The 24645-nt window shown below is 59.7% G+C and carries 22 protein-coding genes and 1 pseudogene; 16 read left to right on the plus strand and 7 right to left on the minus strand.

Features of this window, described 5'->3' with window-relative positions; genetic code table 11:
- Positions 1-143 precede the first annotated feature (143 nt).
- Positions 144-1553 (plus strand): aminotransferase-like domain-containing protein, encoded by a 1410-nt coding sequence (locus NCT04_RS16820; RefSeq protein WP_250466642.1) that lies wholly within the window; start codon positions 144-146, stop codon positions 1551-1553.
- Between the two features lie 17 nt (positions 1554-1570).
- On the opposite strand, the gene NCT04_RS16825 is transcribed toward NCT04_RS16820, so the two are convergent.
- The 5 genes from NCT04_RS16825 to NCT04_RS16845 form a co-directional block, all read right to left on the minus strand.
- On the minus strand, positions 1571-1969 hold the full coding sequence (locus NCT04_RS16825; protein ID WP_244828624.1) for a hypothetical protein: 399 nt from the start codon (positions 1967-1969) through the stop codon (positions 1571-1573).
- Between the two features lie 112 nt (positions 1970-2081).
- Positions 2082-2849 (minus strand): class I SAM-dependent methyltransferase, encoded by a 768-nt coding sequence (locus tag NCT04_RS16830; protein ID WP_250466644.1) that lies wholly within the window; start codon positions 2847-2849, stop codon positions 2082-2084.
- Between the two features lie 10 nt (positions 2850-2859).
- Complete coding sequence (locus NCT04_RS16835) at positions 2860-3639, minus strand: ABC transporter substrate-binding protein (protein WP_250466645.1); 780 nt, start codon at positions 3637-3639, stop codon at positions 2860-2862.
- A 120-nt stretch (positions 3640-3759) separates the two neighbouring features.
- Complete coding sequence (locus NCT04_RS16840; protein ID WP_244829720.1) at positions 3760-4164, minus strand: Hsp20/alpha crystallin family protein; 405 nt, start codon at positions 4162-4164, stop codon at positions 3760-3762.
- A gap of 17 nt (positions 4165-4181) precedes the next feature.
- Positions 4182-4616, minus strand: coding sequence for an Hsp20/alpha crystallin family protein (locus NCT04_RS16845; RefSeq protein WP_250466646.1), 435 nt, complete (start codon positions 4614-4616; stop codon positions 4182-4184).
- A 261-nt stretch (positions 4617-4877) separates the two neighbouring features.
- Between NCT04_RS16845 and NCT04_RS16850 the strand changes: the two genes are divergently transcribed.
- The 3 genes from NCT04_RS16850 to NCT04_RS16860 are packed head-to-tail and all read left to right on the plus strand — an operon-like array spanning position 4878 to position 7578.
- Positions 4878-5858 (plus strand): 2-dehydropantoate 2-reductase, encoded by a 981-nt coding sequence (locus NCT04_RS16850; RefSeq protein ID WP_250466648.1) that lies wholly within the window; start codon positions 4878-4880, stop codon positions 5856-5858.
- Between the two features lie 44 nt (positions 5859-5902).
- Positions 5903-6343, plus strand: a complete 441-nt coding sequence (locus NCT04_RS16855; protein ID WP_244829719.1) for a nucleotide pyrophosphohydrolase — start codon at positions 5903-5905, stop codon at positions 6341-6343.
- Between the two features lie 59 nt (positions 6344-6402).
- A complete protein-coding gene (locus NCT04_RS16860; protein ID WP_250466650.1) occupies positions 6403-7578 on the plus strand; it encodes an acyl-CoA dehydrogenase family protein in 1176 nt (391 codons plus the stop codon).
- 36 nt (positions 7579-7614) lie between these two features.
- Here the strand turns inward: NCT04_RS16860 and NCT04_RS16865 are convergent, their stop codons facing one another.
- A complete protein-coding gene (locus NCT04_RS16865) occupies positions 7615-7878 on the minus strand; it encodes a DUF4148 domain-containing protein (RefSeq protein WP_250466651.1) in 264 nt (87 codons plus the stop codon).
- A 388-nt stretch (positions 7879-8266) separates the two neighbouring features.
- Here NCT04_RS16865 and NCT04_RS16870 point away from each other — a divergent pair, with 388 nt between their 5' ends.
- The 7 genes from NCT04_RS16870 (at position 8267) to NCT04_RS16900 (ending at position 20280) form a co-directional block, all read left to right on the plus strand.
- A complete protein-coding gene (locus NCT04_RS16870) occupies positions 8267-8506 on the plus strand; it encodes a hypothetical protein (protein WP_244828611.1) in 240 nt (79 codons plus the stop codon).
- 292 nt (positions 8507-8798) lie between these two features.
- A complete protein-coding gene (locus NCT04_RS16875) occupies positions 8799-9260 on the plus strand; it encodes a DUF3293 domain-containing protein (RefSeq protein ID WP_250466652.1) in 462 nt (153 codons plus the stop codon).
- 442 nt (positions 9261-9702) lie between these two features.
- The gene (locus NCT04_RS16880) at positions 9703-18441 is read left to right on the plus strand and encodes a hemagglutinin repeat-containing protein (protein WP_250466654.1); all 8739 of its coding nucleotides are present in this window, start codon (positions 9703-9705) and stop codon (positions 18439-18441) included.
- A gap of 1 nt (position 18442) precedes the next feature.
- Complete coding sequence (locus tag NCT04_RS16885) at positions 18443-18718, plus strand: hypothetical protein (RefSeq protein ID WP_250466655.1); 276 nt, start codon at positions 18443-18445, stop codon at positions 18716-18718.
- Positions 18719-18989: 271 nt separating this feature from the next.
- Positions 18990-19232 carry a hypothetical protein gene (locus NCT04_RS16890; RefSeq protein WP_250466657.1) on the plus strand — a complete coding sequence of 81 codons (243 nt, stop codon included), beginning with the start codon at positions 18990-18992 and terminating at the stop codon, positions 19230-19232.
- 419 nt (positions 19233-19651) lie between these two features.
- Entirely contained in the window at positions 19652-20035 is a 384-nt protein-coding gene (locus NCT04_RS16895; protein ID WP_250466659.1) for a tRNase toxin domain-containing protein, read from the plus strand.
- Positions 20032-20280: a hypothetical protein gene (locus tag NCT04_RS16900; protein WP_250466660.1), complete on the plus strand. Its 249-nt coding sequence runs from the start codon at positions 20032-20034 to the stop codon at positions 20278-20280. Before NCT04_RS16895 ends, NCT04_RS16900 begins: the two co-directional genes overlap by 4 nt.
- A gap of 39 nt (positions 20281-20319) precedes the next feature.
- Here NCT04_RS16900 and NCT04_RS16905 read toward each other — a convergent pair whose 3' ends face one another.
- Positions 20320-20517, minus strand: a complete 198-nt coding sequence (locus tag NCT04_RS16905; protein ID WP_250466661.1) for a SymE family type I addiction module toxin — start codon at positions 20515-20517, stop codon at positions 20320-20322.
- 106 nt (positions 20518-20623) lie between these two features.
- On the opposite strand from NCT04_RS16905, the gene NCT04_RS16910 reads away from it, so the two are divergent.
- The 5 genes and pseudogenes from NCT04_RS16910 to NCT04_RS16920 all read left to right on the plus strand — a co-directional run bounded on the left by NCT04_RS16910 (position 20624) and on the right by NCT04_RS16920 (position 24618).
- Positions 20624-21064: an Imm42 family immunity protein gene (locus NCT04_RS16910; RefSeq protein WP_250466662.1), complete on the plus strand. Its 441-nt coding sequence runs from the start codon at positions 20624-20626 to the stop codon at positions 21062-21064.
- A 135-nt stretch (positions 21065-21199) separates the two neighbouring features.
- Positions 21200-21367, plus strand: a pseudogene (locus NCT04_RS34880) (tRNase toxin domain-containing protein); the annotation flags it as partial.
- Between the two features lie 495 nt (positions 21368-21862).
- Positions 21863-22015, plus strand: coding sequence for a hypothetical protein (locus NCT04_RS16915; protein ID WP_250466663.1), 153 nt, complete (start codon positions 21863-21865; stop codon positions 22013-22015).
- A gap of 518 nt (positions 22016-22533) precedes the next feature.
- Positions 22534-22620: a hypothetical protein gene (locus NCT04_RS34710; protein WP_350030018.1), complete on the plus strand. Its 87-nt coding sequence runs from the start codon at positions 22534-22536 to the stop codon at positions 22618-22620.
- Positions 22621-22821: 201 nt separating this feature from the next.
- A complete protein-coding gene (locus NCT04_RS16920; RefSeq protein ID WP_250466665.1) occupies positions 22822-24618 on the plus strand; it encodes a ShlB/FhaC/HecB family hemolysin secretion/activation protein in 1797 nt (598 codons plus the stop codon).
- Positions 24619-24645: the final 27 nt, after the last annotated feature.

Genomic DNA, 24645 nt, shown 5'->3' on the forward strand with positions numbered 1-24645 from the left:
GGTCACTCTATTCCTCGACAAAATGGCGAGGCATAGACAGTTGGTTCACTGCATTGCCAACTGTGCTGGCAAAATGATGCAAACTGTAGTGGCGAGCGCGGCGCATATTCATCCACTCCCGCGTGTTTCGACTATCCATATACATGATAGAACTCAGGCTCGAACGCGGCTCGCGTCATGCGCCGACGCTCGTCGAACAACTCGTGCAGGCTTTTTCGGGCGCTATCGAGGCCGAGACGCTGCGCGCGGGCGCGCTTTTGCCCTCGGTGCGCCGGCTGGCCGAGTCGCACGCGCTCAGCACGTTCACGGTGACCGAAGCGTATGGCAGGCTCGTGTCGATGGGTCTTGTCATCGCGCGGCGCGGTTCGGGGTATCGCGTGGCGGTGCGCCAGAAAAGCGAGCGCGTGCGGGCTGTCGAATGGCAGCCGCCTAGTCTCACGGCGACCTGGCTGCTCTCGGATGTCTTCGCGGATCATTCCGTGCCGATCAAATCCGGCTGCGGCTGGCTGCCGAACGAATGGGTCAACGAAAGCGGTTTGCAGCACGCGTTGCGCGCGGTGAGCCGCGTGCCGGCGGCGCGCATTGCCGATTACGGGCGGCCTTATGGATTTGCGCCTCTGCGCGAACGCATTGCGGAGCAGCTCGACCGGCACGGCCTGCCCGTCGATGCCGCGTCGAACGTACTGTTGACGGCCGGCGCCACGCAGGCGCTCGATCTGATCGTGCGCACGCTGCTGCGGCCGGGCGATGCGGTCGTCGTCGAAGATCCCGGCTACTGCAATCTGCTGCAGATTCTGCGGCTCGCGGGTCTCGACGTGCATGGCGTGCCGCGCACCGTGGCGGGCATCGATACGGAAGCGTTCGAGCGGATTGCAATCGAGCATCGGCCGAAAGCGGTTTTTCTCAATACGACTCTGCAGAACCCGACGGGCGCGACGTTCAGCATGGCGTCGGCGTTTCGTCTGATGCAGATTGCGGAGCGCCACGGCATGTGGGTCGTCGAGGACGATGTCAATCGTGAACTCGCGCCGCCCGGCGCGCCCTTGCTCGCGGCGATGGAAGGGTTGCACCGCGTGCTGTATGTCGGCGGTTTCGCGAAGACCATCACGCCTTCGTTGCGATGCGGTTATGTCGTCGCCGAGCGCGAAGTGCTGCGCGAACTCGCGCGCACGAAGATGGCGGTGGGACTGACATCGTCGGAGACGACTGAACGAATCGTCGAGAAAGTGTTGACCGAAGGCCGCTACGCGCGGCATGTCGAATTCGTCGTGGAAAAACTGAAGGACGCGCACGCGCTCGTGGAGGAGCGCATGGATGCGCTCGGCATAGCGCTGTTCCGCCGGCCGCGCGCGGGGCTGTTCGTATGGGGCGAATTGCCGATCGATCCCGCCGATTCAGGCGACATCGCAACGCGCGCGTTATCGCATGGAATCTGGCTCGCGCCTGGCTCGTACTTTCGCCCGGGCGACGCCGAGAGCGCGTCGTTCCGCTTCAACGTCCCGTATTCGATGGACGATTCGCTGTGGTCGTTCCTAGAAGGCGCGATTACGTAGGCACCCGCGATGCAGCCTCAAGCACTTCCGCTGGACTCATGCGTGCGCTGCCTCGCGATGTTCGCGTTGCGTGGCGGCGTCACCGCTGCGCTTACGTCGGAAGGATTGCGCAGACCATGCCGTGTCTCGCGCGACGCGGCCAAATGCGCCTGTAGCCGCTCACACACGTCTTTTCTGCGTACGGGATTGAGCGGATCGCACAGACGAATGGTGAGCGTGCAAGCGTCGATATGCTTGAGACGATTGGTGGCGGGCTCGGGCGCCTCCCACAGCACGACGGTGTGCGTGCCATCGGAAACCTGCACGACCTGAAAACGTGCAAGATCGATCTTGGTCAATTCATGCGGTTCGATCGCCTGATGCATGGTGTCCTCGACATTAGCCGGCTGGGTGAGCGAGAGCAATGCAAGCACCATGCCGAGATGCGCAAAGCACGTCGGATGGTCGAGCGCGTTTCGAGGCGCATTCGCCCGCGTGCAAAAAGGACAACGCGCGCTTCAAACTACGCGCCCCGTCTTCGTGCACGCGTCATTTCCTGACCGCAACGAAGGCCGCAGTCGTGTAGGGCACAGTGACGACATCCTTGCCGCGCAACTCCGGTTCGGCTTCGATCAACGCGCGTGCTTCATCGTCGATGAGCACGCGTTCCGCTTCCGGCAACGCCGCGATAAAACTGGTCGAGCGCACGCGATGCACGATCACATCGTCGGGGGAACCGGTGTGTCCGATCGAAAAATGGGTTTCGGCGAGCGCGTCGAAACCTTTATGCGGAAACGCGTGGCGCCATTCGCCTGTATAAAAGCGCGGCGCATCGCCCTCGTAGCGGTTCACGATGGCGTCGAGCTTCGCCACCCACGGCACACGAAAGTCGCGCAGATTCCAGACGAGGCCGAGCTTTCCGCCCGGCTTCAACACGCGATGAATCTCGCTCAACGCTTCGCCGTTCGCAAACCAGTGGAACGACTGTGCGCACACGACGGCATCCACCGATGCATCGTCAAGCGGAATGGCTTGCGCGGCGCCTTCCAGCACTTCCACACCCGGCTGCGCGGCGGCGAGCTTCGCGCGCATCGAAGCGACGGGTTCGACGGCAATCACGCGCGCGCCGGTTGCAACGAGGCGCGGCGTGAACTTGCCCGTGCCCGCGCCCAGGTCGACGACGCTCGCGCCCGGCCGCAAGCCGAGCGTCTCGGCGAGCCAACCCGCGAGTTCGGGCGGATAGTCGGGCCGTCCGCGCACGTAGCTATCCGCGTTCGCCGTGTAGCCGACGCTTGCGGCCTGATGAACGTTGGTCATGGCAGCTCCTTCATTCGCCATAGATATCGAAATCGAAATACTTTTGCTCGATGCGCTTGTACGTGCCGTCCTTGATCATCGCGGCGATGGCGCCATCGAGCTTCTCCTTCAAGTCGGTGTCTTCGCGACGCAAGCCGATAGCCGTGCCCGGTCCGAAGATCGCGGGGTCTTCCAGCGCGCCGCCTGCGAATGCGTAGGGCTTGCCGCGCGGGGTATCGAGAAAGCCGCGTTCCGCTTGCACCGCGTTTTGCAGCGACGCGTCGAGCCGGCCCGTGAGCAGATCCGCATAGACCTGATCCTGATCCGCATACGACACGATGGTCACGCCCTTCGCGCCCCAATGCGCCTTTGCGTATGTCTCTTGCATCGACCCTTGTTCGACGCCCACGGACTTGCCCGCGAGCGATTCGGCCGTAGGCTGGATCTTCGCATCGCGCTTCGAGACGAGACGCGTGGGAACGTGGAAGAGCTTGCTCGAGAAGGCGATCTGCTTGACGCGCGCGGGCGTCATCGACATGGTGGAGAGCACGCCGTCGAACTTGCGCGACTTGAGGCCGGGAATCATGCCGTCGAAGGCGTTTTCGACCCACACGCATTTTGCTTCGAGCCGCCGGCAGAGTTCGTTGCCGACATCGATATCGAAGCCGACGAGCGTTCCATCGGGCGCTTTCGATTCGAACGGCGGATAGCTCGCGTCCGTGCCGAAGCGAATGGTCGACCAGTCTTTCGCATGCGCGCTGACGGCTACAGTCAGCATGGAGCCCAGCAACACCGTCAACAGCCTCTTCACGATTAAGTCCCTTGTTTGAGTTTGATTGCTTGTGACCGCCCTGGGATTATAGAGGCTCGTGCAGACGAAAAAACGGCCGCGTGATAGCGGCCGTTCGTTATTGCTGAGACATCGAAGCGCTCAACTCGCGCGCACTTCCACGCGACGCGGCCGCGCTTCTTCACGACGCGGAATGGTCAGCTTCAGCACGCCGTTCTGCAGGTTCGCATCGATCTTCGCGGTGTCGAAGTCGTCGCTTATCGTGAATGCGCGTGCAAAGCGCGGCACGCGCAATTCGGCGTGATGCACACGCAGCGACGCCGTGACAGGGACGATTGCCTCGGCTTCGATGGTGAGACGCGAGTCATGCACTTTCACATCGAGTTTCTCGCGGGGCACGCCGGGCAGGTCGGCCCACAGCGTGATGCCCTGACTATCCTCGACGATATCGACCGCAGGCGTGACCGTCGTGCGGCGCACGGTGTCTTCCTTCTTGCGTGCAACTTCGTTTGCCTGACGCTCGGTGATTTGCGTGGTGTCGTTCATCATGTTCTCCCTGTGCCTTACTGAATGGTGATGGCGCGCGGCTTGGATGCTTCGCGCTTGCCGATGACGATAAACAAGGTGCCGTTTTCATAACGCGCTTCGACCTTGTCGGCATCCGCGTTTTGCGGCAGTTCGATCACGCGGCGAAACGCGCCCGTGAAGCGTTCCCTCGCGTAGGTGCGCGAGCCTTCGGTCAATGCTTCGGCGCGCCGTTCGCCGCTGATGGTGAGCAGGCCTTTGTCGACCGTCACGTCGAGCGATGCCGGCTCGACGCCCGGCACGAATGCCACGACTTCGATGGCTTCGTCGGTGCTGCCGACGTTCAGCGAGGGAAACGCATCCGCGCGGCTGGCACGAATGCTGGAAGGCAGATTGCCGAGAAGCGAAGACATCTGCCGTTGCACGCGGTTCAGATCGCTCAGGAAGTCGCCGCCAAAATAAAAGTCACTCATGATTCGGTCTCCGATGTTACGGCCGTCAAGCCGGCAGCAGGAAGTTGAGATATGTCACCATGACAGCGCGCTGGTTCGCTGCCTCTGCATGCAAGGTAGGTGCGACGGCTATCGTTTCAATATCGAAAAGCGTATTTTGGGCGGGAATATTTATTCGCTTTCGTGCTCTTGAAATGAGCGTCGGCGCGCCTAGATTGAACCGTTTCGGCATGCGCCAAGCTCTTACAATGAAGTCCGACAGTTCAGACGAGGAGACGAGACATGAAGGTGTGCATTTATGGCGCAGGCGCGATCGGCGGCTGGATCGGCGTGAAGCTCGCGCAGGCGGGTTGCGATGTCAGCGTGGTCGCACGCGGCGCGACACTAAACGCCATTCGCGCGCACGGTCTGCAACTCGTCGAGAAAGATGCGACGCATGCCGTGAAGGTCGCGGCGAGCGCATCGCCCGAAGAACTCGGTGCGCAGGATCTCGTCGTGGTGGCGGTGAAAGCGCCCGCGATGGAAGCCGTGGCCGTGCAGATCGCGCCGCTTTTGAGCGAAAAGACCACGGTTCTGAGCGCGATGAACGGCGTGCCGTGGTGGTTCTGCGAAGGCCTGGGCGCCGATTTCGCGGGCAAGCGGCTGAGCTCGATCGATCCGCACGGCGCCATCGCCGACGCCATTCCGGCCGCGCAAACGGTGGGCTGCGTGGTCCACGCGAGTTGCTTGGTCGAAGCGCCGGGCGTGATCCGGCATCATCAAGGCAAGGGTCTCATTCTCGGCGAGGCGGCGGGGCGGTCGGGCACGCGTGCCGAAGCGCTCGTTTCGCTCTTCACGAAGGCCGGTTTCGACGCGACGCTCTCGCCGCAGATTCAGCGTGACGTGTGGTTCAAGCTCTGGGGCAACATGACGATGAACCCGATCAGCGCGATCACCGGCGCGACCACCGACCGCATCCTGAGCGACGATCTCGTGCGCGGCTTCGTCACGAACATCATGCTGGAAGCGAAGGAAATCGGCGCGCGCTTCGGCATTCCGATCGAGCAGAATCCGGCGGATCGCCATGCCGTGACACTCAAGCTCGGTGCAATGAAAACCTCCATGCTGCAAGACGTGGAAGCGCGCAAGGCCGTCGAACTGGATGCGCTCGTGGCGTCGGTACGCGAACTGGGCGCCATGACCGGCGTCGCCACGCCTTTCACCGACGCCTTGCTCGGCCTCGCGCGTCTGCATGCGCGCACGCTGGGCCTTTATCCCGCATAACGACACAACGGCATAACGGCATGACGACACGTCAAAGGATGGCGATGGATCAGCACAACGCGCCAGAAGGCCGAAGCGAACTCACGGAAATGCGCGACATGCTGCGCGAGTTCGTGCGCGAGCGGGACTGGAGCCGCTTTCACTCACCGAAGAATCTGGCGAGCGCGCTTTCAGTCGAAGCGAGCGAATTGCTCGAACCGTTCACATGGCTGGCCAGCGGCGACAAGAGCGAGCTGGACGAGACGAAGCTCGTGGCGATTCGCCACGAAATGGCCGACGTGCTCGCGTATCTCGTGATGCTCGCCGATTCGCTCGACGTGGATCTGCATCGCGCGCTCATCGAGAAGATGGCGTTGAATCGCGCGAAGTATCCGGCGGACATGGTTCGCGGCGATGCCCGCAAATACTCCGAGTACAAAGCCGCAGATAACAAAGCGGATAAAAACAAAGCGGATGAAAACAAAGCGGCCGGGTACAAAGCCTGATGCCGCGCCGTTTCGCGCGCGGTTAAGCTTGTGGATCACCGCCTTCAGAGGATTTGCCGATGGACTTCTCCCTCACGCCCGAGTTGACTGAATTGCAGGCGCGCGTGCGTGCCTTCATCGCCGAAGAGGTCATGCCGCTGGAGAGCGATGCGCGCTGCACGCCGCATGGCCCGGACGAGTCGCTGCGCGCGGAACTGATCGCCAAGGGCCGTCGTGCGGGACTTCTGTCGAGTCACGTATCGCCGGAATTCGGCGGCCTTGGGCTCAATCATGTCGCCAAGGCGATCCTTTTCGAGGAAGCGGGTTATTCGCCGCTCGGTCCGGTCGCGCTCAATATCGCCGCACCGGACGAAGGCAACATGCATTTGCTCGAAGCCGTCGCGACGCCCGAGCAGAAGGAGCGCTGGCTGCGTCCGCTCGCCGCAGGCGAGATTCGTTCGTGCTTTTGCATGACCGAACCGCCGCCGGGCGCGGGCGCCGATCCTTCCATGCTGCAAACGCTTGCCGTGCGCGATGGCGACGGCTACGTGATCGACGGCGGCAAGTGGTTCATCACGGGCGCACATGGCGCGGCGGTCGCGATCATCATGGCGCGTTTCGAGGACGGCCCCGCGACCATGTTCCTCGCCGATATGACGAGCCCCGGCATCGTGATCGAGCGCGCAATGGATTCGCTCGATACATGCTTTCCCGGCGGCCACGGCGTGGTGCGTTTCGAAGGCTTGCGCGTGCCCGCGCAAAACGTCCTTGGTGAAGCGGGCGAGGGGTTCCGATATGCGCAGGTGCGCCTGTCGCCCGCGCGTCTCACGCATTGCATGCGCTGGCTCGGCGCGGCCCGGCGTGCGCACGATGTCGCCACGGCGTATGCGCGTCAGCGTCAGGCGTTCGGCAAGTCGCTCGGCGAACACGAGGGCGTCGGCTTCATGCTCGCCGATAACGAAATGGATCTGCACATCACGCGCCTCGCCATCTGGCATTGCGCGTGGGTGCTCGACCAGGGCGTGCTTGGCAAACACGAATCGAGCGTCGCGAAAGTGGTGTCGTCCGAGGCGTTATGGCGCGTCGTGGATCGTTCGGTGCAAGTGCTCGGCGGACAAGGCGTCACGCACGAAACGGTCGTCGCGCGCATTTTCAGCGACATGCGCGCTTTTCGCATTTACGACGGTCCGTCCGAAGTGCATCGCTGGAGCATCGCGCGGCGTATCTTGCGCGGTCAGCGGCCGCGCGCGGAGTAACGCGCGAGTACCGTGCTCAGGCAGCAGAAACGCTACCTAGTTCGCACCGGTCGCGCGTTGCGCTTGCCGTTGCTGGGAGACGATCTGTCCCGCGCGCATGGCATTGTCGGGATAGTTCAGCCAGTCGTTGGGATCGTAGCCGGCCGCGCGCCAGGCGAGAAACTCCTGCTTGACCTGAGCGCGTGTCTTCGGCGCGGAAGGGTCGCCGATCGGCGTGACCGGCTGGGCGAGCGCGCACGCGGCACATGAGGCGACGGTCGCAAAAAGTATCAGATGGGAAAGACGAAATTTAGATGCCATGGCGATCACCTCGCATCGCGTCGAGCGGTTATTCCATTCTAGGCGACGGACACACGGCGGACACGTTAGAAGCGCCACTTATCCGCATCGAATAGAGGTGTTTTTGGCGAGATAGCCTTGAGTCAATACGGGTGCTTCATTGTCGATCTTCCGTCTATCTCGTGTAAAAGGTTCCGCAATGATCGGCCTCGTCGGATCGGTACCACGCCTCGGGAAACCCCGTGTTGCAATGCAGCATCCCATTGCGTATGCTGTTCTGAGCGGGGCGGCTCACAGCCGCTCAAGAATATCAACAGACATCGACGCAATAACAAAGCGCCCGTTTTCGAGGGCGTTCGTCGAGGAGGCAGGTTAGCCTTACGAACGTCAGCTTGAAGGAGCCGCAAACATGGACTTGACCTTATCGTCTCTGCCGACGCTGCATGTTTTTTATCAGGAAGGCGGCTGGCATTGGGCCATCACCGTCGAACGTGCCGCAGGTGTCGGCATGAAAATCGCCGCTTATAGCGACGAAGGTTTCGATACGGAAGAGGAAGCGCGCGAGGACGGCGAGCAAGTGCTTCGCTCCGACGACTGGCGTTCGCGTCAAATCTTCAGCCGCGGCGAGCGGCAGCAGGGCTGCACATAACGGACGATCGTCGGGCCTCGTTGCTTCTCTGTCTTCTAGCTTCTCTGCGTTTTATCTTCGGCCGCGTTATGCGTGACACGCCGCGCGTCGTTATCGACACGAATCGCATGGGTCGATGTCTCTCTGCTTCTCTCTCTCGATGCACTCCGCTTCGCGATGCCTTGCATGAATTCGCTTCGCTGTGCGGTAGTCTGCGTTTTATCAATCCGCTAAGTCGAGCGCGGTAAAGTTCGAGATGCAACGTGCGTCTTCAGCGCATGCCTTCTCAGCCGCCGATTCGCGGATTACCTACATGAACCACGACGAGCACCAACGGTTTCAACCCAGCCCGAGCCTTTTGGACGCGACGCGAGATAGTTACCGCGAGGCGATTTATCGCATCGATATCGAGCCGGTCGTGGAGATGAAAATCGGCGAGCATAATGCCGATGTTGCTTCACTTCTTTCAAGGCATCATGTCTTTAGCGCGGTGTTCGTGACGGCCTTCAATCCATTCGGACACGTGCTTGAACCGGCGCATAACGCAAAGCGGCAGTGCTTGCTGATCGACCATATCGAACGAGCGGGCTTGCATGCGCTGCCCGGAGCCGGCATCGATCCGAAGGGAAAGTGGATCGCCGAAGCAAGTCTTTTCGTCCTCGGCACGACGCGCCAATTCGCCGATGCGCTTATGCAAAAGTTCGAGCAGAACGCCGTGGTTTATGTCGATGCTGCAGGTCTGCCTTGTTTGCTGTGGCATCCGGTTTATCGTTGATATCGGTATTAGCGGTTGATCTCCATCACTGGGTTTTCTGACTGACCACATCGCATGATTCGGACAGGTGGTGCTATGTGCACGCGCCAGTTGCTAACGTGATCGTCCATAAGACACGCAACGCAATTGCAAGTAATGCGTAGCACGCGACAAACGTAGACAGTTTTCGACACCTTCGTCGACGATGTCTGCATGCCTTCTGCCCGATCGATTTGCCAACACTACCGAACGCTTCGGACCCGATACCGCGTTTTCAGTCCGCGTCTTGCAAGCGTGTGACTTTGTTCTGCTTTTCGTTAGCGACAAGTCCTTCTGTCGAATGTCCGGCGTCCCATCAAAGTAGGAACATTCTGATTGTTACGAACGGTTAATCCGCGAGTAAATAGCGGCCTTCCGCTTCGGGCGTGACCTGCGTTTTGAAATCTTTATAAAACTATAAGAAATGAATAAGCATTCCTACCGGCTGGTTTTCAGTCGCGTGCGACGTATGTTGGTGGTAGTGGCTGAGTTTGCATCGGCCCACGGTAATGGTGCTGCACGGGGAGAAGGTCTTGCACGGCGCGCGCCCGTCGCCTCGATGTTTCAATCAGCTTTTAGCGCAATGGCCTGGGCGGCCATGCTGCTGCTCGGTTCGGCTTCCGGGCTGACGTTTGCACAGATCGTCGCCGCACCCGGTTCCGGCGCGCAGGTCATTCAAACTCAGAATGGTTTGAATCAGGTCAACATCGCGCGACCGTCCGGCAGCGGTGTTTCCGTCAATAATTTTTCACAATTCGACGTACCTGCGAAGGGCGCGATTCTCAATAATTCGCCGGTCAATATCCAAAGCCAGCTAGCGGGATATATCTCGGGTAATGGGAATCTGACACCCGGCAATTCAGCGAAGATCATCGTCAATCAGGTGATGAACAATGCGCCTTCGCAGCTGCACGGGTATTTGGAAGTTGCGGGGCCTAAAGCAGAGGTGGTCGTCGCCAATCCGAATGGCTTGGTAGTCGACGGCGCGGGCTTCATCAACACTTCGCGCGTCATTCTCACCACCGGCACGCCGAATTATGGCCCGAACGGCAGTCTCGCGGGCTTCAATGTCACGGGCGGCAATATCACCGTGCAAGGCGCGGGGCTGAATGCGACGAACATCGATCAAGTTGATCTTCTGGCTCGCGCGATTCAAATCAATGCGGCGGTGTACGCCAACAATTTGAACGCCATCGCAGGTTCAAATCAGGTTGATCACGACACCCTTGCTGCGACGCCCATCGCTGGCAATGGCACGGCACCGGCAGTCGCGATCGACGTGAGCGCCCTGGGTGGTATGTACGCCAACCGGATCTTTCTCACGAGCAACGAATATGGCGTCGGTGTATCGACCAAGGGTGTGCTGGCCGCGCAAGCCGGCGATCTGACGCTGCAGTCGAATGGTCAGCTCGTGCTTGCCGGAACGACGAATGCCAGCGGCTCGATCAACGCATCGGCGCTCGATGGCATTTCGAACAGTGGCACGACTTACGCGCAAGGCAATGTCATCGCCACGACGAGTGGTGCGCTGAACAATAGCGGCACACTGGCCGCGCAGCAGAACACGTCAGTCAGCGCAGGCAGCGTCGCATCGACGGGGACGCTCGGCGCGGGCGTGAGTACCAATGGCGCGGTCGCTCAGAGCGGCGATCTGACCGTCATGGGCACGGGTGCGGTAAGCGCGACCGGTCAGAACGTGGCGGGCGCAAGTGCGACGCTCTTCGGCAGCAGCATCAATCTTGCGGGCAGCCAGACCGCGGCAAACGGCGACGTTTCGTTGTCCGCGACCGCAGGGGATCTAAACCTGTCGGGCGCGACGACGAGCGCGGGTTCATCGGTGGTGGCCCGTGCAGCAGGCGCGCTTGTAAATGATCACGGGGCCTTGACGGCTGGCGGCAGTGTGACGCTCGACGCGGGCAGGCTCTCGAATCAAGGGGGCCAGGTCTCGGCGCAAGGACCGCTCGTCGTGCAGAGCGCGAGTCAGATTGCCAACGAGAGCGGCTCGCTCGTATCGCAAGGCGCGATGCAGGTGCGCGGTGGCATCATCGCGAACAATCAGGGGACGATGCAAAGTGCGGCGGCGCTGTCGGTGTCGGGGACATCGCTTGACAATACCGCTGGGCGCATCACGTCGCTCAACGGCGATGGCCTAACGCTGTCGACCATCGGCCAGCTCACAAACGTGGCTGGCGCGACCGCGACGGGCGCGCAGGGTGGCGTGATCGGTGGTAATGGCGCGGTTACGCTCCAAGGCGGGAGCATCGCGAACCACGGCGCGGTGAGCGCGCAGACGGATTTGCAGCTCACGAGCGCCTCGCTCGATAACAGCAACGGCACGCTCGCGGCGGCCGGCAATGCGACGGTGAACGCCGGCACGCATCTGGCCAACAACGGCGGGTCGATCACGGCGGGGCAGCGCGCCACACTCAGCGCGACCACGCTTGACAACAGCGCAGGGGCCATGCAGGCGGCGCAGTTGTCGCTAAACGCGACGAGCCTCGTCAATCACGCGGGCATCATTACGCAGACGGGCTCCGGGCCGATGACTGTCGCCGTATCGGGCACGCTGGATAATTCGAACGGCGGCACGCTGCAGACCAATAGCACGGATCTGACGTTGACACCCGCCACGCTCGATAATGACGGCGGCACGATTACGCATGCCGGGAACGGCACGCTGTCGATCAACGCTGCCAACGGCGCGGGCGCACTGTCGAACTCGGGCGGGACCATCCAGAGCAACGGGCAGGTCACCGCGCAGGCTGGAAGTTTCAACAACGCAGCAGGCACGCTGATCGGCCAGAAAGGCCTTGCGGCCACAGTCGGCGGCATGCTCAACAACGCCAACGGCAAGCTGCTGTCGAATGCCGATCTGAGCGTTACGAGCGGCACGCTGACCAATGACGGCGGGCAGATCGGCGCGGGCGCGAACGAAACGATTCGTACCGGATCGCTGACGAACAACGGCGGCTCCATTGTCGCCCCGAATCTCACGCTTGCGACCAGCGGCACGCTCGATAACAGCGCCGGCGACATCGAAGCGAACCAACTCGCCTTGACCGCGACCGACTTGCTGAACCACAGCGGCACGATCACGCAGTACGGCACGGCGACGATGGGATTCAACGTCGTTGGCACATTCGATAATTCGAACGGCGGCACGCTTCAGAGCAACAGCACCGACCTGACGCTCACGCCCGCCACGCTGATCAATGACGGCGGCGCCATCCTCGCGGCCGGCAGCGGCACATTGACGATTGCGCCCAGCAACGGCGCGGGCGCCTTCTCGAACGCGGGCGGCAAGATCATCGCGGCTGGCCAGATTGCGGCGCAAGCGGCCAGCCTGAACAACGCGAACGGGGTGCTAGCCGCGCAGGGCAATCTCGCGGCCAACATCGCGGGCGATGTGAACAACGCGCAGGGCGCGATGCGTTCGCTTGGATCGCTGTCGCTTGCGAGCGGCGGCGCGCTGAGCAACACGAATGGCCAGATTCAGTCTGGCACGGACACCGGCGATGCAAGCACGCTCGACGTTCAGGCGGCGTCCATCGATAACACGAGCGGGCTTATCGGCGATCTCGGTACAGGCGACATGCACGTGCAAGGCGGCAGCCGGATCGTCAACAGCGGTGGCGTGATCACGGGCAACGGTAATGTCGCCGTCGACACATCAACGCTCGTAAATACCAACGGCGCGCAACTCAGTGGCGCGAATGTCGCCGTGCAGGCGGACACCGTGGACAACAGCGCTGGCCAGATTGGCAGCCTTGCGGACACGATGGGCGATGTCGCCATCACGACCACCGGCGCGATCACGAACACGAACGGACAAATTGGCGCGAGTCACAATCTGTTGGTGACCGCTGCCACCCTCGCGGGCGGCGGTGCATACAGCGCGGCCGACGACGTTGCGGTGAACGTTCAGGGCAACTTCACGCTCGCTTCAGATCTGCAACTCAACGCCGGTCACGACTTGACTTTCACCCTGCCCGGCACGTTCAGCAACGGCGCCGCGCTGGAGTCGGTCAACAACCTGAACGTCAACGCAGGCGACATCGCAAACAGCGGCGTCATGATGGCCGGCGGCACGCTCACCACGCACTCGAATACGCTGACGAACACCGGCGCGATCATCGGTGGCAGCGTCTCGCTGAATGCGAACAGCACGCTCTCCAACGTCGGACCGACCGCACTGATCGGCGCCACCGACAGCAATGGTTTGCTGGAGCTGCTCGCATCCGACATCGAGAACCGCGACGACACGACGATGACCGATACGCAGGCCACCACTGCGATCTTCGGTCTCGGCAACGTCGTGCTGGCAGGCGCCAAGGATGCGAACGGCAACTATACGAACGCAAACTTGATCCGCAACCAGTCTGCGCTGATCGAATCGGCGGGCGATATGGCGCTGCACGCCGATCAGGTCACGAACACCCGTACGACGATGACCACCACCGGGCTGAATCAGCCGGTCGATCCGAATCTGCTGACGCAACTCGGCATCAGTCTGTCTGGATGCACAGCGGTGGTTGCCGCCGCGTGCGCGGGTCAAGATGTGGGCTGGACCACCTCGACCCCGGACATGATTGGCGGCGTCAATATCGAGCCGCCGCACGGTGGCCAGTGGAACAGCGGCTACCAGTACACGACCTATACGGGCGTGGCGGTGGCGAACCTGATCGCCTCCATCAGCCCGCAAGCGCAGATCGTGGCGGGCGGCAATCTGGACGCGTCGAAGGTGGGGCTGTTCCAGAACTACTGGAGCGCGGTGACGGCGGTGAGCAACATCGCCGCGCCCGTTTCGCTCGACCAGAACAGCTGGCAGGGGCAATCCGCGCCTCAGGTGCAGATCACCTATTCGGGCTACTACCACTACAACAACTACGACAACTCGGAACACAACTGGACGCTGCCGTTTGGTGACGCGCCTTTTGTGGGCGGTCGGCCCGGTGGCTACAGTCAGGCCGCGCCCGCCGATGTCCGCTTGTACGCGCTGCCAAGCGACGAATCGAGCTTCGTCGCGGGCGGCACGCTTTCGGGCACGGGCATCAGCATCGACAACACGGCAGGCAATGCGGGCATTCCGTCGATGGGACTCGCGCCCGGTCAGGCGATGTCAGGCGTGAGCATCGGCGGAGTGAACGGTAGTGCGGGCGGCGCCAAGGCTGGCGCGGCGAGCGTCAATGGCGGCTCGGGCCTCGTGGATCCCGTCATCGCCAGCGCGACGGCGCTCAATGTCCTGGAGAATCTTTCGATTCCCGCAGGCGGATTGTTCAGTCGGACCACCGCGCCGGGCGTCACGTATCTGATCGCGACGAACCCGGCCTTCACGAACCAGAAGAGTTTCATCTCCAGCGATTACTACCTGCAGCAGCTCGACATCGACCCGCAGAAGGTCGAGAAGCGTCTGGGCGATGGCTTCTACGAGCAGCAGCTCGTACGCAATCAGATCACGTCGCTGACGGGCAAGGCGGTGCTGGGACCGTACACCGATCTCCAGTCGATGTACGAGGCGATGCTCGGCGCGGGTGCATCGCTCGCGCAATCGTTGAATCTGCCGCTGGGCATGAGTCTGTCGCCGGAACAGGTGGCGTCGTTGACGTCCAACGTCATCATCATGCAGACCGAGGTGGTCGACGGGCAGTCGGTGCTGGTGCCGGTCGTGTATCTGGCAAAGTCGAGTCAGCAGAACATGAACGGACCGCTGATCGCGGCGACCGACATCGATCTGAAGAACGCGCAGACCTTCACCAACAGCGGCACGGTGCAGGCGGGCAATACGTTGTCGATTCAGGGAAATCAGATCAACAACGCCTTCGGCACGCTGCAAAGCGGCGGCCTCATGTCGCTCACGACGAAGGGTAATGTCGATCTAACGTCGGCGAGCGTGAACGCCGGCAGTCTCGCGCTGAATGCCGGTGGCGATTTGATCCTCAACACGGCGGTGAAGACGGTCGATCAGATCAGCCCGACGGGCGCCACGCGCACCACGGCAACGCTCGGACCCATCGCGAGCCTGAACGTCGCGGGCAACGCGGTCATCGTGACGGGCGGTAACGTCGAGCAGAACGCGGGCAACCTGAACGTGGGTGGCAACCTCGGCATGATCGTCGGTGGCGACTGGGATCTCGGCTCGGTGCAGACCGGTGAGCACAAGGTGGTCGAGCGCGCGAACGGTGTGTCGAACACCGATATCAATCGGACGACGGGCAGCAACGTGAACGTCGGGGGTGTATCGCTGATTGGCGTGGGTGGCGATCTGACGGCGACCGGCGCGAACCTGAATCTCGGCGGCGGCGGCTCGCTTGCGGCCAATGGCAACGTAACGTTGCAGGCAGCCAAGGCGACCTCGACGATCGACGCCAGCAGCGCGGGCAGCGACCACCACGGCAGCTATGCGGAGTCGATGCACACCGCCGACGATACGCTCACGGCCACCACACTCAACGCGGGCAATTCGCTGAGCGTGGTGGCGGGCAAAGACATCAGCCTCACCGGCAGCGCAATCAGCCTCGACAAAGGGACGGCGACGCTTGCCGCGGCGGGCAATGTCAATGTCGGCGCGGCCACCGAAACGCATGTCGACAACTCGCAGGAAACGCATAGCCACAGCAATGTGGTGAGCGGTAAGGAGGTGGCGAGTTCGTCTAACTCGACGGCGATCCTTTCGCAAGGCAGCATGATTTCCGCCGATGCGGTGACGATCACCAGCGGCAAGGATATCAACGTGCAAGGCAGCACGATTGTCGGCACGAACGATGTGTCGCTCAATGCCACGCACGACGTGAATATCACCACGACGCAAGACACCATGCAGTCGTCGGGCAGCCATCAGGAGACACGCACGGGGTTGGGCACGAGCGGGTTGACTGTCACGGTCGGCACCAACAAGCTCGCCACGACCGATCAGGCATCGAGCGTGACGAACAACGCGAGTACGGTCGGCTCGATCAACGGCGACCTGTCGATCCAGGCCGGCAACACGTTACACGTGACGGGTAGCGATCTTGTTGCGGGCGGAAACCTCGCGGGCACGGCGGCGAACGTGATCATCGACGCTGCAACCGATACCTCGCATCAGGCGCAGACGCAGAAGACCAGCAGCAGCGGCGTCACGCTCGGACTCGCGGGTTCGGTGGGCGACGCGATCAACAACGCGTATTCGGAATCTCAGGCGATCGGCCATTCGGCCAGCAGTGGCAATGACCGGGCGGCAGCGCTCCACAGCATCGCGGCGGTGGGCGACGCCGCGATGGTCGCGAACGGTGCAAAAGCCCTCGCCGGTGGCGGCAAGCCCGACATCGGTGTCAAGGTGAGTATCGGTTCGAGCAAGAGCCAGAGCCAGTCGTCGGAAGATCAGACCACGCAGCGCGGCTCCAGTGTGCAGGCAGGCGGCACCGTGGCGTTCGTCGCGACCGGGGATGGCACGCCGGGCAGCGGTAACGTGACCATCGCCGGTTCGAATGTGGGCGCGAACGACGTATCGCTCGCGGCCAAGAACCAAGTGAATATCGTCAACACGACGGACACCGACTCGACGCGTAGCTCGAATAGTTCGAGCAGCGCCAGCATCGGCGTCCAGTACACGTTGGGCAGCGGCTATGGCGTCTCGGCGGCGATGGCAAACGCGCATGGCGATGCGAACAGTGACGCATCGATCCAGAACGCCTCGCATGTCACGGGGGCGAACAGCGTCACGGTTATTTCGGGCGGCGACACCAACATCATCGGCTCGCAGCTGAACGGCAAGCAGATTGCGGCCGATGTGGGCGGGAACCTCAACATCACGAGCGTGCAGGACGTGACGAACAGCGCCGCGCACCAGAGCAGCGCGGGCGGCGGGGTTACGATCAGCCAGGGTGGCGGTAGCGCGAGCTTCAGCGCACAAAACGGTCATGCCGATTCGAACTACCAAGGCGTCAATGAGCAGGCCGGGATCAATGCGGGCGATGCCGGTTTCAGCATCACGAACGTTTCAAGTCAGACGCAGGATGTGGCGGGTCTTTCTCGCGACACGACGAGCACGAATGGCACCGTTTCGAAGACGCCGGACGTGAACAAGATTCTCAGCCAGCAAGCCGATACGATGCAGGCCGCGCAGGCAGCGGGTCAGGTGGTGGCGCAGGGGATCGGGGCGTATGCGGATATGAAGCGAGACGAGGCGGTCGATGCGGTCGACGCGGCAGCCAAGAGCGATGATCCGCAGGCGCTGGCCGCGGCGCTGGCCGACTACGCCGATTGGCGTGAAGGCGGTGACTCGCGTGCGATTCTCCAAGCAGGCGGTGGCGCCTTGATCGGCGGGCTGGGCGGCGGTGCATTCAGTGCATTCGGTGGCGCAGCGGGCGCGGCTATTTCCTCGAAGCTCGCAGACCAGACGAAAGCGGCGGCCGACGCAGTGACGGGTGCGACGGGTTCGTCGTTGATGGGTAACCTCGCTGGGAATATCCTGTCAGGTCTGGCCGGTGCGGCCGTGGGTGGCACAGCGGGCGCGGCGATGGGATCGAATGTGAACCTGTACAACCAGGGAAATGACAAGGACGCAGCCGCGAAAGACTCCCATGTGAAAGCCGTAATTGCGCAAGCGCTCGGCAACCCGCCTGACTTCAACGCGATTTCGCTTGGTACGCTGATTGACCAGTTTGTTGGGCTGATGAAGTCCGGCGCGCAGGCTAAGATGTCCGAATCGCCGGCGGACCTAATGGCGCAAGGCGCGGCGAACGGGCTCAATGCGATAGTAGGTACGGGCGGTGGCAAGCCGCCTGCTGCCAGTCCAGGAGTGGTGCTCGCGGATTCCACGGCGGCAAACGCTGTTCCTGGGACACCGGGGTATGGGCCGGGTAATGCGACGTTTAATAGTGGCGACAATTCTGGGTCGCAGGATGCAAGTACGCCGGTGGGGGTCAGCGGTAGTCCAATGGATGTGCCACGGGGTACTAATGCCCCGGCGACCATTGGAGGAGTTGATTACTCAGCTCATGCTATAGACCAAATGCAGGGTCGGGGTGTGCCACCCTCAGTGGTGAAAAACACCATTGATAATGGCGTTAACTACCCTACGCGTCCTGGAACAACGGGATACTATGATCCGGTGAACAACGTTCGGGTCGTCACGAATTCAAAAACCGGGCTTGTCGTCACGGTTATCCCTGGAGCACCTTAAAATGACGAGAACGTTTATTGGTCTGGATCTGGATGTGAAAAAAATCTTGCTCAAGGAATGGGATCCAATTGGTGTTGGCGCTTCACCTGAGGCGGACGATGAATACGACTCATATGTCCAGGATATTAGCCGTATGCTTCGAGAGGAAAAGACAGTCGACGAACTGTACTCTCACCTCAGGTGGATTGAGGTCGAGCATATTGGTCTCGATGGAGATGAATTACATACCAGAACTGTTGCCCATCGACTCATGAGTTTGGATAAAGCTACTCGCTGATGACGACAAACTCGGCCGCCGCCGGCCGCCGCCGGGCTTGTCGTCTGTAGAGTCGTTCAATCCGGTGTGATGACGAGCCTGCTGCGCTCGACCTAGATTCTCACCCGCTGGCCTCCTTCGGGCGGTGTGCCGAGTATTGCCATACTGAATAGCGGAAATGGAGATAGCGGTGCGGACGGTGGGGATAACGATAAGAGTTCGTTCTGGTCCTCCACTAAGGATAAAACGCCAGTCGAAAATGCCTATGGCCATTCGACCAAGCACGGAGACGATGGGATCGACGGACATCGACGTGGTTGCGCCAAACGGTGACCTTATTGCGGTGGGTGGTCCCGCGAAGGCAAACAACCTTGGCAAGTTGGGGCAGGAGCTTCGAATCTATCAAACGATTGCTGATCAACGTGGCGTGTCGGCACAGGTCTACTTCGCCGAAGGAACCCCGCAATCGGCAATCAACCTTGCGACCAAAATTCTTGGCGAAGGGAACGTAAAAATCATCTCAGGGACCAAATGATGGCAACTCGTATCTTGCGTGTTTCGATTCCAGGACGCCTAGTTTTGGCATTCACTTTTATCGCAGCTTGCCTCAATTCGGCGGGCTTGGTGATCGAAAATCCAGAGACTGGAAGAGTAACCTCTTGGTCTGATGAAGGTGAGCAGATCGTGACCGCCACGGAAAACCTTTTACACGAAATTAAGTCAAGGGCGCTCAAAAACGCAGTTTTGGATTTCACGCAGTGAAGATATGTTTGTATCGTGGAATGAAGACGGTAATCAGAGTGTTTTCTCGCTTCATCTTGATGGGGTTGACGTCAGTCGCTCGGTAGCTGTGGCTTCCAGCCTCATAGAAGGATTGCTCACTCAGTACGTAGGTATGAACTTATCAGGAGACGGCTTTGCCATGGTCTTCGAATAGATTCCGCATCGGGGTATGTGCCTAGTAATGCCATACTGAATAGCGGCAGCGATAGCCAGGCGTCCGCAAACAGTGGAAATGTCAGCGACCTTGAAAATGCAGCAAATGAACCATTTAAAGATGGGCAAGCGATAACCAATGCTGGTCGTGCTGCTACCAAGCATCCCGAGTACTTTGGTTTCGACTCTACACAGGATATGCGGCAGACCTATCGAAGCGGTGCTCAGTTGAATGAACTTGCATCGCAAGCGGTCCAAGATATCTTGCAAAATGGCACACAGACGAAAGGTGCCGGAGGTCGGTATCCGAATGGTTGGATTACGTACACACTTCCTGATGGTCGAGCGGCTAGCTGGACAACATCGGGTGAGTTCATCGGATTTAGAGGATTGCAGAAATGAACTACGGTTTGATATTCGAGAAGGTTGGTGACGTTAATAGTCTATACCCATACATTTGTGTATATGTAGAGGGAGAAGGAAATGCTTTTATGGAAATAGGTGTTACCGATGAAAAGCAGCTTGCATTTACGTTTTATGCAAATGATAAAAACGTTGCATTGACTATTGAGCAGTGGGAGGAAATCGTGAAGCGGGGCCGCGAATTCTTGCCCAAAGCAATAGCGGACGAAGAAGCATCGATGTAGGCACCCACAACAAACCCGGCCGCAGCCGGCTTTGTTGTTTTAAGGCATGGCAGGCAGTGGCGTAATGATTAGCTGCCCGTGCTGCACAAGCACGCAGACACGGGAATCGGGTTTGAATCCGGCTTGTTCAAGCCAGTGACCCATGACCCGGATGCGAGGCATGTTGCGCTCGTTGGAGTCGCAAGTGGTCGAGCGCACAGAAAACGTGTTCGTTGCTTTAAGATTGGCATCAGCCATGGTCGACTCCTGATTGGACAGGTTCCACTGGCGATACCAGATCACCTATCGACGTTTCAACCATCCCTATAGGTGTTAGGCGGCCCTCGGATTTAAAGGAAAATAAATGTTAGTTGGCAACCCTGATAGTTTCGCGATCTGGTGCGACGCCGTCGATTCATGGTCCACAGATCGATTTAAGAACGGTTGCTTTGCCTATTTCCATAGGTGGAGAACTTTTATGCTATCTGGGCTGAACTGCTTGAAGCACAGCGTTGAAGATGTGCGACTGTTCAATCTGCCCACTTCAAGCGCATACGCAGAGCTCGTTGCGCGAGCTTTTCCGCCAATGGATTCGGACGTGGCACATAGCGATTACAGTCATCTGGTTTCAATTGGTAGCCTGCTGGATGACGACGAAAATGTCTTTCTAGTGGAGTCGGGAGAACAGGCCAAACTTGTATTTGGTAGCCGTAGCGAAATGCCAACCTCGCGCGAAGTAATCCTGACGCGCGGCGAATTTCAATCCGTTGTACACGCTACGATAGCGCAATTAAAGACTTCGTAAAGTGGGATCGGGGTATGGGCCTAGTAATGCAATCTTTAATAGCGGAAATGGTGAACAGGGTTCGCAAGGCGATGCTCGCACTAGCAGCGTCAGTGACTTACAAAACGCAGCGGATCAACCGTTCAATGTTCAGGGTTATCTGCTGCAGCAAGAGCGTGGGACAAGCATGCAGGTCGAGCAGGAGGAACATTCGACCCACTCACAGGTTCTATTACTCACAAAAACGCGGCGGCGAGTGAATTTGTGAATCAAGTGTTGAATGATCCTGCTACAACAAGAACAACTCTCACGTGGCGGTGTTGAATTATGCCATTCCTAATGGATAGGGAATAAGATACAACGCAGACGGTTCGTTCTCTGGCGTTCTAGACCCAAGAAAATAAGGTGATTTAAATGACAGGATTTAGCATCGACTTTGTTAGTGATATGGATCACGAACACCTAATGGCGGAAATTAGCTTCAATGGTCAGCGGCTTTGCGTCTTGGACAAAGAAGGTGGGAATGATCGGATTGAAATCGAGTTTCTAGCTGACTTGTACGTTTTACCGGAGAGCGTGAAAATGAAGTTCAGTCTTGCGAAGTTTGTAGAGACAGTGGAAACCGCGAGAGCCGACTTGGAAAAGTGTGTCTAGGAACGTCAAGACAACAAACCCAGCTCCGAGCCGGGTTTGTTGCTTCTAGAGCCGTTCAGTAGGCATAGTGATAAGCCTTCCATCCTCGACCCTGAACGCGCACGCGGCTATCGGGTTTGAATCCAGTTTGTTCGAGCCACCGACAATGGCAATATGGCGTCGAACGTGAACCTGTATAACCGGCAAAACGACAAGAGCGAAAGCGAGGCTGCGAAGAAAGCTAAAGAACTTCGGAAGATACTGGATACAGAGCGAGCGGCGCTTGGGCAGAAGACTGTGCAAAAGTTGACAATGGCGCTGCAGCGATTGCTTTTCTGACCGGCGCGGTTGCCGCGAAGGGATCGACGATCGCACGGAACAAGGCAAAGGGCGACGCATTTGAACAAGAGATGCTCGACTGATCAAGTGGTCAAAATGCCCAGATCGGTCAGCAAGAACCATCAAGACGAATGATGGAGCGCGCGCCAGAGTGGACATTATGACGAAAGACGCGCAAGGTACAATTGGGTGTATCGAATGTAAGTCATCTTCCACTGCGCCGCTGACATCAAACCAAGCTATCGCTTTCCCAAACAAATTGAAGAGATCGGGCGCGTGATCGCGGGTAAAGGGAAACCAGGATTTTCGGGGGCACTGTGATTCCACCTACTAAGGTAGATATCGTAAGACCACCATAGAAGACAGGAACCAACTAAATGTCCATTACTGATTCGACCACCGTCGACTTCATTAGTGTCGATCCCGAAAAGAAAATCGCTTGACTCGACATTTCCGATCACGTGGGATGGGACGATGTGGAGTTGGAAAAGGAGCACCTTTGGCTTCTTTAAGAGAAAATCAACGGGTACCTATGTTTCATGGAAAGTGGAGATATTTTCGAGAACTATCCTGATGCTCGTGATGCGAAGTGCAAAATCGAATAGTCGCGAAATACCCGCTCTCAGTAGCTGGCGTAAGTCTCTTCGAGCAAGCGCGTGCCATTGTACGGGCAAGCGGATTTAATCTCGTTTATCGAGTTCTCGCTCCCAATAAGGGAACGGGAATGTCAACATAACTCAACACCCGGTTTCGGCCGAGTCTTTTGTTTCTACGCAGTTGTAATTGGTATGCCGAATAAAATAGCTATGAAAAGAGTCGCGCGACTGGCGGCTTTGCCGCTTACAGCCTTGGTTGCGTTCGCGGTCCACGCCCAGCAAGCTCCGAACAACGCAGATGAGACCGCAGCAGCGCGCGCCAACGCCCAGCAAGAACAACAGGTCCAGCAGCAACGCGAAGCGCAGCAACGTGAGACGTCAGTTCAAACGCCCGCCGTGCGCTCAAGTGTTCCCGGCGATCAGGGCTTTCCAACCCTGCCAACCGAATCGCCGTGCTTCCGCATCGACGCGTTCACGCTCGACGTTCCACCAAGCCTGCCCGACGCAATACGAGCCAAAGGCGCATCAGCCTTACCGCTCGATCCGTTCGCGTTCGCGCGTGAATGGCTCGGCCACTACACCGATCAATGCATCGGAAAAGAAGGCGTGAACGTGCTGACCAAAGGCCTGCAGCAAGCGATCCTGAGTCGCGGCTACATCACCACGCGCGTGTTGTTACCCGAGCAAGACCTGTCGCATGGCACGCTCAAGTTCGCGCTGGTCCCCGGCGTCATTCGTGACATACGGTTCGCCGAACCCTTGTCACGGGGCTCGTGGAAAACCGCTTTCCCCACAAGACCCGGCGACGTCCTCGACTTGCGCGATCTTGAACAAGGCATCGAACAGATGAAGCGCGTCGCCAGTCAAGATGCGGACATGAAGATCGAGCCGACCGACATCCCCGGCGAGAGCGATGTCGTGCTCACGGTCAAGCGCGGCAAGCCTTATTCGTTCGTCGCATCGGTCGATAACTCGGGCAGCCGCGCGACGGGCAAGCTCCAAGGCAACCTCAGTCTCGGCATCGACAACCTCCTTGGCCTGAATGACATCCTCACTGTCGGCGCAAATCAGGACCTCGAGTTCGGCGACAAGGGCTTGGGCTCGCATGGCTTCAACGGATCGTATTCGATGCCATGGGGCTATTGGACCGCGACCGTCTTCGGCAACACCAACACGTACTATCAACAGATCGCGGGCGCCAACCAGACCTTCGTGTCGAGTGGCAACTCACAGACCGCCGGCGTCAAACTCGCGCGCGTCTTACATCGCGGGCAAAGCGACGTGTTCGGCACCTACGTGCAACTGTCGAAGCGCTTCGGCGCGAGCTTCATCGACGACACCGAGATCGAACTCCAGCACCGCAACAACACGTTCCTGGAACTTGGTCTGACGGATCGGCATTACCTGGGTGGCGCGCAGTTCGACGGCACGCTCGCGTTTCGCCAGGGCATCGGCGCATTTGGCGCGACGCCCGATCCATCCTTGCCGCCCGACCCGAATATCGCACCGACGCCGGCGACCAAGCCGAGCGGCCCGACTTACCGCTTCCACATGGCCGTGCTCGATGCGAACCTCTCGGTGCCGTTCGCCATCGCAAATCAAGCGCTTCGCTACGTGACGACGATCCACGGCCAGTACACGAACGACACGCTCAACTACATCGACGATTTGACCATTGGCAGCCGCTACACGGTGCGTGGCTTCGACGGTGAACAGATGCTCGCGGCCGAGCGCGGTTTCTACTGGCGCAACGAGTTGCAAGCGCCGATCGGAAAGACAGGGCAAGCGCTCTATGCCGGCATCGACTATGGACGCGTGTTTGGCCCGAACACGGCGTTTCTCGCGGGTACGCAGCTCGTGGGCGCGGTAATCGGCATTCGCGGCGGCGTCCCAACGAAATATGCGGGCTTGAGTTACGACCTTTTTGCCGGCACGCCAATCTACAAGCCGTCAGGGTTTCCAACCTCACGCGTTACGGTTGGATTCCAAATGACGGCCCAACTCTAAGTCATCGCGAAGGGGCGTACTTGAAAG

It is taken from the genome of Caballeronia sp. GAFFF2 (assembly GCF_023631485.1).
GTDB lineage: Bacteria > Pseudomonadota > Gammaproteobacteria > Burkholderiales > Burkholderiaceae > Caballeronia.